Annotated in this window: 9 protein-coding genes; 4 read left to right on the forward strand and 5 right to left on the reverse strand. The window is 44.0% G+C overall.

Annotated elements, in window-relative coordinates; all coding sequences use genetic code 11:
- Positions 1–47: 47 nt before the first annotated feature.
- Positions 48–656 carry a DUF4129 domain-containing protein gene (locus GJB62_RS12810; RefSeq protein ID WP_114084501.1) on the forward strand — a complete coding sequence of 203 codons (609 nt, stop codon included), beginning with the start codon at positions 48–50 and terminating at the stop codon, positions 654–656.
- Between the two features lie 47 nt (positions 657–703).
- Here the strand turns inward: GJB62_RS12810 and GJB62_RS12815 are convergent, their stop codons facing one another.
- Together GJB62_RS12815 and GJB62_RS12820 are read right to left on the reverse strand one after the other, a co-directional pair.
- Complete coding sequence (locus GJB62_RS12815; RefSeq protein ID WP_114084500.1) at positions 704–1,987, reverse strand: aspartate aminotransferase family protein; 1,284 nt, start codon at positions 1,985–1,987, stop codon at positions 704–706.
- A 500-nt stretch (positions 1,988–2,487) separates the two neighbouring features.
- The gene (locus GJB62_RS12820) at positions 2,488–7,095 is read right to left on the reverse strand and encodes a DUF4347 domain-containing protein (RefSeq protein WP_114084499.1); all 4,608 of its coding nucleotides are present in this window, start codon (positions 7,093–7,095) and stop codon (positions 2,488–2,490) included.
- A 745-nt stretch (positions 7,096–7,840) separates the two neighbouring features.
- Here GJB62_RS12820 and GJB62_RS12825 point away from each other — a divergent pair.
- Both GJB62_RS12825 and GJB62_RS12830 read left to right on the forward strand, forming a co-directional pair.
- Positions 7,841–8,899: a glycosyltransferase family 4 protein gene (locus GJB62_RS12825; RefSeq protein WP_114084498.1), complete on the forward strand. Its 1,059-nt coding sequence runs from the start codon at positions 7,841–7,843 to the stop codon at positions 8,897–8,899.
- Between the two features lie 91 nt (positions 8,900–8,990).
- The gene (locus GJB62_RS12830; RefSeq protein ID WP_159402467.1) at positions 8,991–9,134 is read left to right on the forward strand and encodes a hypothetical protein; all 144 of its coding nucleotides are present in this window, start codon (positions 8,991–8,993) and stop codon (positions 9,132–9,134) included.
- A 97-nt stretch (positions 9,135–9,231) separates the two neighbouring features.
- Here the strand turns inward: GJB62_RS12830 and GJB62_RS12835 are convergent, their stop codons facing one another.
- From GJB62_RS12835 to GJB62_RS12845, 3 genes are all read right to left on the reverse strand, one after another.
- Positions 9,232–9,891 (reverse strand): hypothetical protein, encoded by a 660-nt coding sequence (locus GJB62_RS12835; RefSeq protein WP_114084496.1) that lies wholly within the window; start codon positions 9,889–9,891, stop codon positions 9,232–9,234.
- Between the two features lie 364 nt (positions 9,892–10,255).
- Positions 10,256–13,504: an efflux RND transporter permease subunit gene (locus GJB62_RS12840; protein ID WP_114084495.1), complete on the reverse strand. Its 3,249-nt coding sequence runs from the start codon at positions 13,502–13,504 to the stop codon at positions 10,256–10,258.
- 54 nt (positions 13,505–13,558) lie between these two features.
- Positions 13,559–15,124 (reverse strand): efflux RND transporter periplasmic adaptor subunit, encoded by a 1,566-nt coding sequence (locus GJB62_RS12845; RefSeq protein ID WP_245246156.1) that lies wholly within the window; start codon positions 15,122–15,124, stop codon positions 13,559–13,561.
- A 727-nt stretch (positions 15,125–15,851) separates the two neighbouring features.
- Between GJB62_RS12845 and GJB62_RS12850 the strand changes: the two genes are divergently transcribed.
- Positions 15,852–16,394 (forward strand): phycobiliprotein lyase, encoded by a 543-nt coding sequence (locus GJB62_RS12850; protein WP_114084494.1) that lies wholly within the window; start codon positions 15,852–15,854, stop codon positions 16,392–16,394.
- Positions 16,395–16,452 lie beyond the last annotated feature (58 nt).

Raw genomic sequence — 16,452 nt, forward strand, 5'->3', positions numbered from 1 at the left:
ACACCTCCCACACCTCCCACACCTCCCCTGCTCCCCACTCCCCCTCTATGCCTACAGATACTTTTGAAAAAACTAGCTGGAGTTGGCAGCTTTCCCAATTTCAACAACAAGCGGGAGAATGGTGGGAATACCAGTTTTACCGCTTTGAGAAAACTCTACCAGAATTGCCTAATGGATGGTCGATTAGCCCTTGGTTAGGTGAGTTGCTGAAATTTCTGTTTTGGCTGGTAATTGGCTTATTTATAGTTTGGGTAGGTTGGCAATTATGGCGGGAATTCAGCCCTTATGTATATTCTTGGCTGAATAGAAGTGGAAATCTGACTGATTTTCGTGCAAAAACTCGCTCTAGTGAGGCATCCATAGCACTTTTGTTGGAGCGATCGCAAGAATTTTATCGTCAAGGTAACTACCGTGAGGCTTGCCGTTGTGTCTATTTAGCAATGTTGCAGCAGTTGCATCAAAAAGCGATCGCACCCCACAAACTCAGTCGTACAGATGGAGAATATCTGCAATTGCTGCGATCATCTGTAACTCCCATACAACCTTACGAAACTTTAATTACCACTCACGAGCAATTATGTTTTGGGAATGCCGAGATTTTGCCAGACAATTATGAGCAGTGTCGGCAAGCTTATCGGGAAATTTCCCCAGAATGAAAAAGAGACGTTGCATTGCAACGTCTCTACACAAAACAAACAATATTCTATTTGGTGAGAACCGCGATCGCCTTGTCTACAGCTTGCAAGGCAGTGTTTACTTCCGCCTCTGTGACAATTAACGGTGGCACAAACCGGACTACTTTTGGCCCGGCTGGTACTAGTAATACACCCTCTTTGATGGCAGCATTGACAATATCTGCTGCGGTTAATTGGATATCGGCTCGCAACTCCAAACCGTTGATTAAACCCCAACCCCGAACTTCGCCAATTTGCTGAGGATATTTCGCTGCGATCGCTCTCAACCCAGATCGCAACTGTTCACCCCTGTCTTGCACATTCTGCAAAATATTTTCCCGTTCCAATGTCTGGCAAACACTGAGTGCTACACCACACACAAAAGGATTGCCGCCAAATGTGCTGGCGTGTTCCCCTGGCTGAAAAACATCGCAGAATTTCTTACTCATCATTGCACCGATGGGAATACCGCCACCTAAGCCTTTGGCACTGGTGAAGATATCCGGCTCAACGCCAAGATGTTCGTAAGCCCATAATTTGCCACTGCGCCCCATACCAACTTGCACTTCGTCAAAAATCAATAAAATGCCAGTTTCATCGCAAATCTGCCGGAGCTTTTTGAAATAAGCAACATCTCCCGGACGCACACCGCCTTCTCCCTGCAATGGCTCAATCAGAATTGCCGCTACCCGGTAATCACCTTCATCCAACTCACTAATCGCCACTTCCACAGCGTTAATATCGTTGTAATTTACGTAGTAGAACCCAGGAACCAAAGGATCAAAATACTTTTGATATTTCGGTTGTCCTGTAGCGGTAACGGTGGCCAAAGTCCGCCCGTGGAAACTGGCATTGGCGGTTAAAATAATTGGTTTTTCAATGTCTAATACTGTGTGGGCATATTTCCGCGCCAGTTTAATTGCAGCTTCGTTAGCTTCAGCTCCAGAGTTGCAGAAAAATACGCGATCGGCACAAGAATGTTCAACAAGCCATTTTGCCAATTCACCTTGTTCAGGAATATAGTACAAATTAGAGACATGGTGCAGCTTCTGAATTTGGCGTGTTACCGCTTCTACCATAACTGGATGGGCGTGTCCCAAAGTGCAAGTGGCAATTCCCGCTACAAAGTCCAGATATTCTCGCCCCTGTGTATCCCAAACCCGGCATCCAGCACCCCGTTCTAGAGCTAAAGGAAACCGACCGTAGGTAGACATGACAGCTTCATTGAAGCTATCTGCATCAAAGGGACTAGATGCTACAGACCCTGAATCTGGGGAGATGGTGGCTTGGTCAACGAGAGTTTGTAGGCTCACTACCGCTCCTCCTGAAAGTTTTTCATTATATAGTTATTTACTAGTTTCCTAGAAATCCCTAAAAAATACTTTTTATTTATCACAATTCGGACTTCTTCTTAGAGTAACGCTTATATAACCTTGGCGGTGGTGAAAAAACTTTGGACTTTAACACTTGTGCAAGAGTCTGAGCGATAGCCAATTTGCGTAGATGCAGCCCAAACTAGGCATCGCAAGTGACTGTCTTGAATGTCAAGTGCGATCGCGTAACCCAACATAAATAAGGTGGTAATGTTGGGTTGCGTTTCACTCCACCCAACCTACTAGCACGGCTGCAAACCCTCTCCCTAGCTCCCTGCCCTCCTGCGATCTCAATGTGCAAATTAAATGCTTAACAGCTTACGTCCAATGCACTATTTTAGTCTTGCCACGCTACTACGATGGTATATGTTCTTACCGGAGTCTCTAGTTATGGTGTCCGGTAAAAGTGTATTCCCGCCATACTATGCTAAATCTGAGTGCTAGACAAAAACATTACCACCAACTACTAGATTTGTCGCTGTGAAATTATCTAAAGTTGCGAAGGTGTAAAAAGAATAATAACCAAGGACTTGAACTAGTGTAGAAGTACCCGATTGCACAAATTGTAGATTGCCATCTAAGATGGGGTTGCTGGTACTGTAGCCCCGACTCTTAAACAGGTCAGTGAAGACTAACTTATCCTGGCTCAGATCAAAGTCAGTGATTGTATCATCAGAATCGCTCAAACTTTGGTAGATGAACTGGTCATAACCGCTCCCGCCAGTCAAGGTATCGCTACCTGAACCACCAATAAGAATATCATTGCCAGCACCACCAAGAAGGCTATCATTTCCAGCACCACCGAGAAGGCTATCATTACCTAGACTACCAAGCAGGGTGTCGTTACCTTCACCACCCCGTAGTAGGTCGTTGCCACTCTTGCCATCAATGCGGTCATTTCCCCCTTGACCATTAATAACATCAGCTGAGTTGTCAAAGCCATTGACATTGTTGTTTAGGTCATTAAGAAAGGTGACTGTATTTTTGTTGAAGATGGTGCTTTGGGTAGAGTTGGCATTAAAGACATCAAAGCTGTCACGAATTTTGGTTTGCCCATCAAACAGGATATTGCCAATACTGGAGAGATTGTCTAAGTTTTCTAGGGGAAAGTTTTGCAGAATAACTTTGTCATCATCCACTCCTTCAAAGGTGATTTCCAGATTGTTACTATTCTGGGTAAGTAGCATATTTCGAGCAGTCAATCCAGCCCCTTGAAATTTCAGGGTATCCAATTGGCCAATGATTGCTGCTGACGGATTTGAGCCTTTACCTAACCCACCGAAGTCGGTAATGGTATCAACACCGTCACCTAAGTTGTAAACAAATTTATCCTTGCCACCGCCACCAGTTAAAATATCGTTGCCTTGATTACCTGCAATAATGTCGTTCCCAGCTTTAGCATAAATTATGTCAGCGTAGTTGTTGCCCACTAGATTATCAGCGCCACTAGTTCCAATCAAACCGTTGAACTCTAATGCACCAATATCAACTTTACCCTCAGATGTTCTGTCAAATTCGATGCCGCGCTGGTCTGTTATAATACCTACTGGAATCAGAGCATTGTTACCAGCGTTAATGGCGGGACTATCTTCAAATAAGGCATGGGTAAGGGTTGTACCACCGTTATTTTGCAATGGGCTAAGTTTGGGATCGATTGGGTTGGTGCTGTTGCCAACGATACTGCTACTGCTAGTAAAACCAGTGCTACCAGTGTTATCTCCAATCAGGTTATTACCGTCATCGATGAAGTCGCCGGAAACGTCGGGGTTGATATCACCGCCATAAAGATTTCTGTTGTTGAAGTTGCCTGCAATAATGGTGTTCCCAACGTTGATAGTCCCGCCACCAGAAACACCTCCACCAGTGCCGCCTCCCCAGTTGTAAAGGTCTTCTGCGGTGTTATTAGTAATCGTGGTGCTGTTCAGATTGAGGATACCTGAGCTAGAGATGCCGCCGCCGTTCCCTCCACTTGCCTTATTGCCAGAGACAGTACTGCTGGTGATGTTCAAGATACCTGAGTTAGATATGCCACCTCCAGAAAGTGCTGAATTACCAGAGATAGTACTATTACTCAAGCTGACACTGCCAGAGTTATAGATGCCGCCACCGTAGGACGGGTAAGGGTCAGGCCCATAACGATTCAGACCACTGGCGGAAGCCCCATTACCAGAGATAGTGCTTCCTATTATGCTGAGAGTACCTGTGTTGAATATGCCACCACCGAAGGCAGAGGAGTAACTGATAGATGCACCATTACCAGAGACAATGCTGTTAGTGAGGCTGAGGTTGCCTTTGTTAAATATGCCTCCACCGAAGGATGAGCCACTGTTATTAGAGACAGTGCTGTTAGTGAGGCTGAGAGTACCTTTGTTAAATATGCCGCCTACTGCTCCCTTATTGCCAGAGACGATGCTTGCCGTCAAGTTAAGGCTAGTATTGTTATTAACCAAAATACTGCCAAACGCATCGTTAGCATTAGCAATCTTCAAGCCATTAATGTTAGCATCTGTGCCTGTTCCTGATATCTCAAACACGCCAGAGGCATTATTTCCACTCAAGGTAAGGTTTGCTGCCCCAGTCCCCAAAAGGGTAATATCATTGGTGATTGTGAGTTTATCGGTGGTGAGGGTGATAATATCTGGAGTTTTATCACCAAAAACTCCTGCAAAGGTAATAATATCTGCCCCAGCAGTAGCATTAGCATTGAGGATAGCTTGCCGCAACGACCCATCTCCAGAATCGTTGGTATTAGTCACGACTAAATCATTGGCTGCGATCGCTACTGTGGCGGTATAATTCACATTATCGATTTGGTAAGCCGAATCTGCTGCCAAGTTGAGAGTCAGATTTTCCGCCGCTTCTGCCTGAATATCGTTGACAGGTGTCAAAGTGATATCTACATAGCTTTGCCCATTAGCAATCACGATACTGTTGCCGATGACAGGTTTGCCACCCACGCTTAGGTTGTAGTCTGCAATACTCGCATTGCCATTGGCAGAGAAGTTGACTGTTAATGCTCCATTGCTGTTGCTGCGGCTAACGCGGTAACTACCACTATTCCCACTGTTTTCATCAGCAGTGTTATCAGTGGCGATGATGCTGATGGTGGGGACAAGGGGATTGGGATTATTAGGTGGCGTAATTATACTAGGCTGGACTTCATAAGCACCAATATCAACTGCAAGACCAGATATCCTGTCAAATCCAGCGCTTCTTTGATCGGTAGTTACACCAGGAGGAACTAGAGAATTATTGCCAGCATTAAGAGCAGGGCTATCTGCAAGTAAGGCGTGAGTAAAGGTTGCACCACCGTTATTTTGCAGCGAACTGAGTTTTGGGTCAATGGGGTTGGCGGTTGTGCCAACGAGAGTGCTGGTGGTAAAGCCAATACTACCAGTGGCATCGCCAATCAAGTTATTGCCAAAGTCAGTGACGCTACCGGACACGTCAGGTTGTATATCATCGGCAAGGGACTTGTCAAAGTTGTCTGCAATGATGGTGTTACTAACTTTCATGGGGCTACCATAGCTAGCAACACCCCCACCATTACCAACATCATTGCTATCTGAGTCGGCTGTGTTGTTAGTAATTGTGGTATTGATCAGAGTGAGATTGTCGTTATTTGTGTAGCTGCCGCTATTATATATACCACCGCCTTCGTCATTGGCTGTATTGCCTGAGATGGTGCTGTTAGTTAGAGTAGCTGAACCACCAAAATAAGTACCATCATCTGCGTTAACGACACCGCCACCGTTATAGTTTGCCTTATTGCCAGAGACAGTACTTGCCGTTAGGTTGAGAGTACCGCCTTGATTGTAGATGCCGCCGCCATAGTTTGCCGTATTGCCAGAGACAGTACTTGCCGTTAGGGTAAGATTACCAGTGTTTGCGTTGGAACCGTCATTATAGATACCACCACCGAAGTCACCCGTATTGCTAAAGACACGACTTCCTCTAAGGCTGAGGATGCCACCGTTATAGATTCCGCCTTTGGTATTACCAGAAACACTACTTCCCGTCAGACTGAGGATGCCGTTATTGGAGATGCCGCTTTCCTCTGTATTGCCAGAAACACTGCTTCTTGTCAGGCTGAGGATGGAATTTGAATTGACTTGAATACCGCCGCTAGCGATCGCCAAACCGTCAATATTAACACCTGTCGCTGTTCCCGATATCTCGAATACTCTGGAGGCATTATTCCCACTCACAGTAAGTTTGGATGCGCCAGTTCCCAGGATAGTAACATCATCGGTAATGGTCAGTTTTCCAGAGGTGAGGGTTATTACATCTGGGGTAGCATCAGTAAAGATTTTCCCAAAGGCGATCGTATCATCCCCAGCAGTAGCATTAGCTAAGTTAATAGCCTCCCGTAAGGTAGTGACATGATTATTCGGATTCCCATCATCTACATCCCCGGTACTATTTACTGTAAAGGTTGCCAGGATTCCTGTATAAGCTTTCCGCGCCGTTTCTGCAAACGCTAAAGTTACTTCCATATCACCGGTGCGGACTTCCAGATCCCAATTGCCGCCCAGTGCTGCATTGCCTGTAAGCTGACGGGAAGCGGCAATATTCGCTCCTGTAAGGTGGCGCAGTTTGGCAATAAATTCTGCCCCTGCATCACCGTCAGCTACGTTACAACCATAGATGAGTAATTTAGCTGGAGATTCTGTAGCAGATTCAACCGATAACCCAACGGTTTTTGATGAGGCGGTAAATATCTTCTGCCACTGTTGTAGTTGCTGAGTATATTCATCAAGGGTATCAACTCCCAAGCGGGTGTTACCTAGTTGCAAGCTACCAGGAAGACCGTGGCAAACAATATGAATGCTGCTAAGATTCTGGTTGGCACGAGTTGCCAAAACCTCCGTAATTTGCTCAACACCGTTCTGTGTTGGATCGATTACGAACACATCAGTGTTGGAAATAACACCTTTGACTAAGCTGTGATAGTCTTCCACAGCCATGTCGATAAAGACCAGGTTGCGTGTGTAATGTGTGGGAATTAAGGAATTTACTTGGAAGTCTGGGGTATGTAGCGTTGCCATTTTTTTACTTCAAGCTAAGGTTTAAGGTTTTGAGGTCAACTCAAACTGACTGAAGCCTTGTCATGACGAGTTTTCACACAATTAATAACAGTAATAGGGAATTATTTTTACTATTAATTTCTTTCTTATCGTCACGCAAGTTGCTGCTTTTGTAAAGCGATGCAAGTATATAGTTTTACTAAATTGCTAAAGTCACTAAGGGACTTCCAAATAAAAAAATGTCCCAAAACTGACGAAAAAACCATCTCTATTTCTCCTATCTCTGTGTTCTCTGTGTCTCTGTGGTAGCCTTTTGCGTCTACGTTTATTTGGATAATTTATTTCTTGGAATTCCCTAAGCTAGAAAACATCTAAACCAAACTAAACATAACTCTTGTCGGGTGGGCAACATCAGCACCCTCATGATGGAAGTTCAAGTTCAATGTGGGACAACTTACTATTCGTGCTGAGTCCCTTCAAAACATAGTATGTATAGCTGTCGTCGCTATCGGAGAAATCGAAAATAAGACTATAGGGACTGAAATAGCAGATTCAGTCTTGAGAATTTTGGAGTTTTACCCAGATTTATCGAGCTGTTACTGAATAAGTCTTTAAGCTAAGTAACTCGTTTGAAGCGTTCTTATTCAGTAGCAAGTGGTAAATTTTATGCCCTACTAATTACTCTTGAGTCATCGCTGAAGACATCAATGATTATATTGATTTACTCCCAGTTACTTATCTTAATTTTATACATATCTCAAAGATTATGCGAATTATACATATTTTGAACCACGTTCAAGAAATAGGTAACGGTATTGTGAATGTGGCTGTGGATCTGGCTTGTTTACAGGCAAAATCTGGTTATGAGGTAGCGGTTATTTCTGCTGGTGGTGAATATGAGAAATTATTAAATAACTGTGGTGTCAAACACTACCAACTAGACCAAACTAGAAAACCGAACAGTATTATCAAAGCAGCTGTGCGTTACCGGGCGATCGCAGCAGAATTTCAGCCGGATATCGTTCATGCTCACATGATGACGGGGGTAATTTTAGCACGTATTTTTCAAGGAAATAAATATACTTTAGTTTCCACTGTCCACAATGAATTTCAGCGTTCCAGTCTGCTGATGGGTTTAGCTGATAGAGTAATTGCTGTCAGCAAGGCGGTGCGAGATTCTATGGCAAAACGCGGTATCCCAGAAAACAAGTTGCGGGTAGTATGCAATGGAACTTTGGGCAGCCCCCGCACCCGGCAAATCCAAGATTATCAACCTTTAGGGTTACAACGTCCAGCGATCGCTACTGTAGCAGGAATGTATCAACGCAAAGGTATCGCTGAGTTAATCGCTGCCTTTGAACAAATTGCCCCAGATTTTCCCCAAGCGCATCTTTATTTGGTAGGAAATGGCCCTGATAAACAGCTATTTGAGGCACAAGCACAAGCAACTTCTGTAAAAGAACGGATTCATTTTGAAGGCTTCCAGCCGCAACCTCAACGCTACCTGATATCTTGTGACATATTTGTGTTGGCTTCTCATCGCGATCCTTGCCCTCTAGTACTTTCGGAAGCTAGGGAAGCTGGAACTGCGATCGTTGGCACTCAAGTAGATGGGATTCCTGAAGCTTTGGATAATGGGCAAGCAGGTCTTTTAGTGCCAGCAAAAGATAGTAATGCTTTGGCTGGGGTTTTAGTGCAATTACTGAGTAATGCCGATATGCTCCATGAGTGGAAGAATCGGGCAAATCAAAACCTACAGTGGTTAAGTGTTGCCCGCGTTCATCAGGAAACACTGGCAGTATATCGTGAGTTAATTACAGATTAAAGTGAATTGGGAATTGGGAAGAGGACTTGGGGACAAGGAGAATTGGGGACAAGGGGAAAGACTTGTTTCAAGTTCTCACCTCTTGTCCCGAATGGCACTAAGAAAAGCTGAAATCTGGTCAGGGCAGGGTGTGGGAGGTGTGGGAGGTGTGGGAGGACGGGGAAGAAGTCTTACCCCCACACTCCCCACACTCCCCACACTCAAAAAGCAAGTTATATCAGGGCTTTGCGATTAACTTAGTGCCATTCCCTCTTATCCCCTTGTCCCCTTGTCCCCTGCTCCCCTATCCCCTTGCTCCCCTGCCTCCCAGTCACAAAGGATGATAGAAAGTGTTAATAGTGTAGCGATCGCTTTAATTTTAAAGCTACACCTAAAGCACCAAGGGCCACTACACCCAAAACGTTAGTTGATTCAGGAATGGCTGTGTAATAAGATGCGACTCTAATAGGCCCATCTTTATCTGTTTGATCTGCTGCTATTGCTGGAATGATTCCAGCACCGGGTGCTAGATTTGGTAGTGTAGCGAAGGGATTGTAAAAAATGCTTCCGTTTCGGATTACACCACCACTAAAAGTAATAGTGCTACCACTGATGGTAATGTCTGTAAAAATATCCTTTAGATCGGGGTTATTAGATAAACCAATCTTTCCATCTCCATTTACATCTCCCCACTCTACAGGCTCATTATCAAATGCTGGAGTCGAATCGGGATTAGTATAGAACGGCGTTTTTAATTCAAAAACCAAGCTTTCTATATCGTATCCAGTGTTATTTAGAAAGTTATTAGCTACATCTGGCACACCATATTCTATTACTTGTCCTGGTTGAAAATCTGTAAGGATTCTTGGCTTTTTCGTGTTGAATATATCTTCATTCACACTCGTTACAATGGGTTCTACCAAGATAACGGCTCTCGCTGGTGTCAAAGATAAAAAACTAATTCCTGCTGCTCCTAGAAGAGACAAGGCTATTTTGGTTACGCTTGTAGTCATATTTCTGTCCTCTTCATATTGATTGAGAGAATGCTATATTGCGTGAGTTAAATCAAACAGCAAAACCTCACTTTTTAACTGCTATCTATTTGCTAGATAAATAGCGGTTAATGTGTGTCTGCTCAGTGAGTTTACACATACTCGTATGTTGATTTATAAAGCAATTCTTGTAATGCTTTATCACAATAACTAGTAATTTCACGCAATCTTTATCAAAAATCTAAATTAGAACTTATTAATTGACAAATTAGACAATCAATGTGTGGATTTTAAATACAAAAATCTTTGCAACACAATAAATAGTAATGGCGTACAGATGTACGCCACTACCGAAATACTTAGTTTTATATAACTTATATGCTCATTAGCTTATAAGTTTTTTGGTAAATCCATGCAACCTGCTTAACACTGGCTTCGCCCAATTTCCACCCATCAAATCGTGTAACAGAGTATAAAAGCAGGGAATGATAAACAGTGTCAGCACTGTTGCCAAAGATAAACCCGAAAACACTACTACACCTAATGGTTGCAGAAATTCTGAACCTTCCCCGATTCCTAACGCTAGGGGAAACATACCTAAAACAGTGGTAATAGTTGTCATTAATATCGGTCTTAGGCGTTGAGGTGCAGCTTTCAAAATGGCAGTTTTCCGGTCAACTTTTTCCCGTTCTAGAATTTGATTGGCCAATTCCACCATAATGATGGCGTTATTGACCACAATACCCACCAGCAAAACTGCACCGACAATCACTGTCGCCCCAATTGCAGTTTTGGTAATGTAAAGCCCGAAAATTCCCCCAGCTAATGCCAAGGGAATTGTAAACATAATTACTAGCGGGTCAATCAGAGAATTGTATTGCACCGCCATCACTACAAAGACTAGAAAGGCAGCTAATCCACCTAGAAGTTGCAATGAACTTTGCAGCTGCTGATTAGATTCAGAGGCTGCACTGGGTAATATGGTAATTCCTTCAGGTAAATCGATACTATTTAGTACCGTACTCACCTGTTCTAGGGCACTACTGAGGCTAGCTCCCTCGGTTAAGTTGCCAGCAATTAATAAAACCTGACGCTGGTTAATTCGCTGAACTTCTCCAGGCGCTTGAGCTTCGGCAATTTTGGCAACATCGCTCAAGCGGACTTGGCGATTGTTATCCACAAATAAAGGCAACCTTTCTAATTGAGAAGGTACTTGCACTGATGCTTCATTCAACTTTACTCGGACATCAACTAAACGGTTGCCGCGTTGCAACTGAGTTGGAACACTGCCTTCGATCGCAGTTTGAATTGTCTGCCCTATTTGTGTAGCAGTTAGCCCTAAAGCTGAAACCCTTTCCCAGTCAGGAAGAATCTGTATTTCTGGTTGGCGATCGTCTGCATCGGGACGAAATCTCGCTAAGGTGGCTTGTTCTTCTAAAGCTGTTAGTACCTGACGGCCAGCTTCTTCTAAATTATTTACGTCATTTCCCTGAATTATTACGTCAACATCAGCACCACGGACAGGAGAATTGCTGAGAATCAAACCCCGCACTTGACCGGGGGTAAGGCGCAGACGAATTCCTGCTAAATTTAACTTGTTCAACTCTTGGGTAACTCGTTCTACATAAGCTTGCACGTTAGTACCCGTTTTCAGGGTAATATTGCTGGAAGCTCGTAGGGCATTAGCATTGGTAGTGTTGCCAAAGAGAGAGCCACCAATTGTAGAGAAAACATATTCCGTTTCTGGCTGTTTGTGGATAATCTCATCTACCGCAACCATTACTTTTTGGTTGGTTTCTAAAGGTGTACCGGGAGGAAACTGAGCATTTAAGTTAGCTTGTCCGGTGTTGATGCGAGGGAGAATTTCTTGGGGAATTTGGGGAGCCATCCACAAACTACCGCCGCCGAAAAGGATAATAACGATCGCTACTGTAACCAACCGCCAGCGTAATATTCCAGTTAAAAAACTGCTATATACCCTCGTAGAAGCATCGAAACGGTTATTAAACTCCCGCAACAGCCAAAAATTGCTCAACCCGCTAGAAAACTTCCATGCCAACATCCGAGAGGCGAACATCGGTACAACAGTTACGGCAATTAAAATTGAAGCCGCTACGGAAAAGGTGATGGTAAGAATTAACTCATTGAATAGTAGTGCAATAAAACCACCAATGAGCAAAAATGGCAAAACTGCCACCAAGTTCGTACTAGTGGAAGCAACCAAAGCTGATTCTACTTCTTGGCTACTTTTTTCTGCTTGAGAAATTAGTTGCTGGGAATTCAAGCGGCTTTTATTATCCTTACCGGGAGTCATCCCAGCACCCTCGGCAATATTCTCCAACATGACGATGGAGTTATCGACCACAATACCTACACCTAGCGCTAGACCACCCAAACTAAAAACGTTGAGAGATAAACCAAATAGCCCCATTAAGATGATGGCAGCTAGACTTGCTAGGGGGATGGCGAGGACGATGATGAAAGTTTGCCGCAGAGAACCAAGAAATAGAAGAACTGCGATCGCTGCTAGTGCAGTACCAATCAATCCAGAACTAGTAACATTCGAGATGGAGTTGCGAATAAACCGCGACTCATCCAAGGTTGGTGTCAGAACCGTCCCTTCAGGAATTAGACCGGACTTCCGAAGTTCTTCTAAGCGTTTTTTCACACCCTCGACAACGTTGATGGTATTAGCATCTGGCTGCTTTTGGATGCTGACTTTTACAGCTTGTTGCCCGTTGAGTAAGACGTACACCCTTTGCTGTTCTGAGCCATCAATGACTTCGGCAAAGTCGCGCAAATAGACGCGGCGCTTGGGAGTAGTGGAAGCCGGGAGAGATGAGGTAGTGGAGGAAGTGGGGGAAGAGACTTCAAAAGAAAGATTGCTGATTTCATTAGCATTTTGGAACCGTCCGACGGTACGGGTTAATGGTTCAGCATTCTGCCCTAAAAGCCGACCGCCAGAGATATCTAGGTTGCGATCTCTGAGTTCATCTAGGATATCGGTCAAACCTACACCCAAAGCTTGCAACCGATCTAAATCTATATTGACCCTAACTTCTTCTAGAACTCCGCCCGATATGTCTACCCCTGCAACTCCGGGTACAACACTCAGTTCGCGGGCTAATTCTTCTTCAGCAAAAACGCGCAAATCCACGCCTTCGAGGGAGGGTGAAGTTAATGCCAATTCGTAAACGGGTAACTGGGAAGGATCGACTTTAAATAAGCGTGGTTCTTCGATGCTTTCTGGTAATGTGCTTCTAGCTCTGTTAAAAGCAGCCGTAGCATCGTTTAAAGCTTGGTCAATATTGCCACCTGGCTGAAAATACAGATCCAAATTTATCTGTCCCTCACGAGTTTGGGAAAAAATTTGAATCACGCCCTCAGTAGCACTAAAGGCTTCTTCTAGTGGTCTTGTGACTTCATCAACTGCTACCTCTGGGGATATTCCAGGCGCTTGTATTCGCACACCAATCCGAGGATAGGTAATTGATGGTAGTAAATCTACTGGCAACTTGACGACAAAAAAGACACCCATCACTATTACTGCCAGCGTCAGCATCAGTGTCCCGATGTGTTGGCGGATTGATATGGCACTGATACTAAATCCGCCACCGTTTTTTACTTGCTGCATGACTGTGGTCTGACTCCAATTACAAATACAAAATAAAAACTCAAAACGTCATTTTTAATTTTGAATTTTTAATTTTGAATTCCCCGTAGGGGCTACCTCTGCTGTTTCAGAAATAATCGATAAACGTACAGCGTCTCCATCTTTTAAGGGTTGACCACTGCGAACAACATAGCGTTCTCCCGATCGCAAGCCAGATAAAATTTCCACTTTGCCATCGGCTCTTTTTCCTAATGTCACAGCACGCGCTGCCACTTTCGTGCCATCTGTTTCTTTGACCACAAATAGCGTCCCAGCAGGATTTTCTGCCCCGGCAGTATTAGCTGCGTTGGACTGGGGAGACTTACCTGTATTCTTAGAGTTGTTGCTCCCTGCTTGTTTCTGAATAGCTGTTTGCGGTACGACTACACGCTGTTGAGTCTGGTTTTCAAAGTTGACTCGTGCCAGTAATCCACTGCCAATCTTGCCTTGAGCGTTGGGAATCACTACCTCTACAGGTATTAAGCGAGCCGTAGCATCGGCAGCTGGAGAAATCCGCGTAACTCTCCCAATTAATGTTTCCTTGGGAAAGGCATCTAAGCGAACTTGTACAGACTGTCCAACCTGAATTTGTGCTAGTTCTAATTCAGAAACTTGCACAACGACTTTGACACGGTTAAAATCGCCAATCTTTACGACTTCATTACCTGGTTGCAGAAGATTGCCTGGTTCTGTCACCTTTTCTGTAACTATGCCAGTGATGGGAGATGTCAGCCGAGCGTAAGACCTGCGTTCTTTGGTTTGGGCAACCAATGCCTGTTGGGCCAAAACTCTACCTTCGGCGGCAGCGACGGCTTGCTGTTCTGTACGGACTTGCTCTTGGGCTGCCCGCAGTGCCTGGGCTGCTGTTTTGGCCTGGGTGCGTGCTTGTTGGGCAGTTTGTTCAGCGATCGCTCCGGCTTTAAACAACCTCTGTTGCCGTTCTGAATCTGCCTGAGCTTGTACCACTTCTAGCCGTGCCCGTTCAACGTCAGCACGGGCATTGCTTACCTGATTGTTTGCCCTGGCTACTTCAGATTTCAGGGCTGCTAGTTCTGCTTCTGCTTGCTTTAATTCAGTCGAAAGTATGGCATCATCTAACTGCCCGACGTTTTGCCCAAGCTTAACTCTATCGCCCACATCAAGGTTCAAGGCTAACAAGCGACCTTCTACCTGCGATCGCAGTGATACGATGCGGAAGGGTGTTGTATTACCTGTATATTCTGGTTGTTTTTCGAGCAAGTCAGTTCTAGCGATCGCCACATCTACAGGCGTTACCCGACTACGTTCCCTATTACCAGGACTCTGAGATTGTGCATCTGCTGATTCTTTGGGCGACGAACCGCAACTCGCCGTCAGCAATCCTATAGCTACAAAACAGGAAATTAATAAACTTCTTACAGGAGTTGAGGAAAAAAAGGAATTTTCCCCTTTCACTTTGCCACCTGTTGCACAAGTACTGTTTGCAAGAAGTCTACTTTTGAAATCTGCGGTCGCCACCTCAGTTTTCACAACTGAATCTAACTGGATAATTATTAGTTGGTTAGCGACTACGGGATCTTTCATTTTCACCTGTTTGTGCGGCTTATCTTTTTCCAAAATCATCTGTTTTTCTCTTATTGGGGAGCTTTTGGGGTTAAACAGCCGTGTTTTACCAAGTAATTTTGAGAGATATCATTAACAAAAAACGGCGAGAATGAAGCATAAGCTGTATGACAGTAATTTTTGATTCAAAAATTACTGTTTTCCCACAAAATTCCAAAACTTCTCACCGTTCTACTTCTTACGCAGAGGTAGATAATCTTCTTGCAGTTAACAAATTATAAACTTTAGTATAAATATTTGTCATTTTTCTGGAATCTACCCAGAGGAGAAAGCTGGTTTTTTCCAAAGATATGAAGCTTTTTTGCTGGATATCATAATTTGGGCAGTATTACAATAATTACCCTTGTTTTTACCTACTCAATTTATTCTACTATAACTAGCAGGTATTACGGGTATTTACTATTTTATTAAGAATGTTAAAGATTTATTGCTTAATTGTGTCTATAATGTAGTGGAAAACACAATTTCTTCTTACCCCCCTTGCGTAATATGGCAAGAAATAGGGCGACAAGTACCATAGCAACCAATACGGTTCGGTTAAAGGGGAAAGGGGAAAGGGGAAAGGTTTTGAATACATCCTTTACCCTTTACCCCTTACCCCTTAACCTTTCCCCAGACTACAAGGAAAGTGAAAAATGCTTATCCGAACCGTATTGCTATAGCAACAACAGGTAAGAATGAACTTTTTTACCAGAAATATATTTGTATTAGGTGAGGAATGTAAGGCGTGACATCTCTGTTTAAAACTGCACAAACCACTGATGAATCCCAGATTTCCGAATTTTTCCAGGAATCAACAGGTAAATGGCGATCGCAACGACGCTACTACACCCTACCGAAGGGAGAAACTAAGGAGATCGAGAGTATAGTTACGATCAATTTTTTAGAGCAGGGCTGTGATGAATTGCAAAACCTAGCTCAGATGCACGATTTGCCTGATACAAAGAGTTTAATCTGTGGTGCAGCAGTTGTCTGGGAAAGTACGGATGTGCTGACGGCAAAGAAAGAATCGCAAGGTTCAACAATATTTGGAGTGATGGGAAATACCTTGTATCGCGATCGCGGTTTTGCCATATCTAAACCAGTCACCGCCCAGTATTATTTCTCCAACCCGAAAACAATGTGTTTGCGAACTGAATACAACGGTTCAGTGTTTGAAGAAGAGTTAAAGCTAATTGGCAGTAAATACCGCACCAGACAGACTATTATCTCTCGTGCTGGTGAACAGTTGATGATTGGTCAATATTTAGAAAATAGAATAGAGAGTTAGTTTATCGGGTGCGGCTGGCTGTAGTCTCACCCGTTTTGAAACTACCTAGCACCTAGCT

Origin of the sequence: Nostoc sp. ATCC 53789, from assembly GCF_009873495.1 — a bacterium.
Lineage (GTDB): Bacteria > Cyanobacteriota > Cyanobacteriia > Cyanobacteriales > Nostocaceae > Nostoc > Nostoc muscorum_A.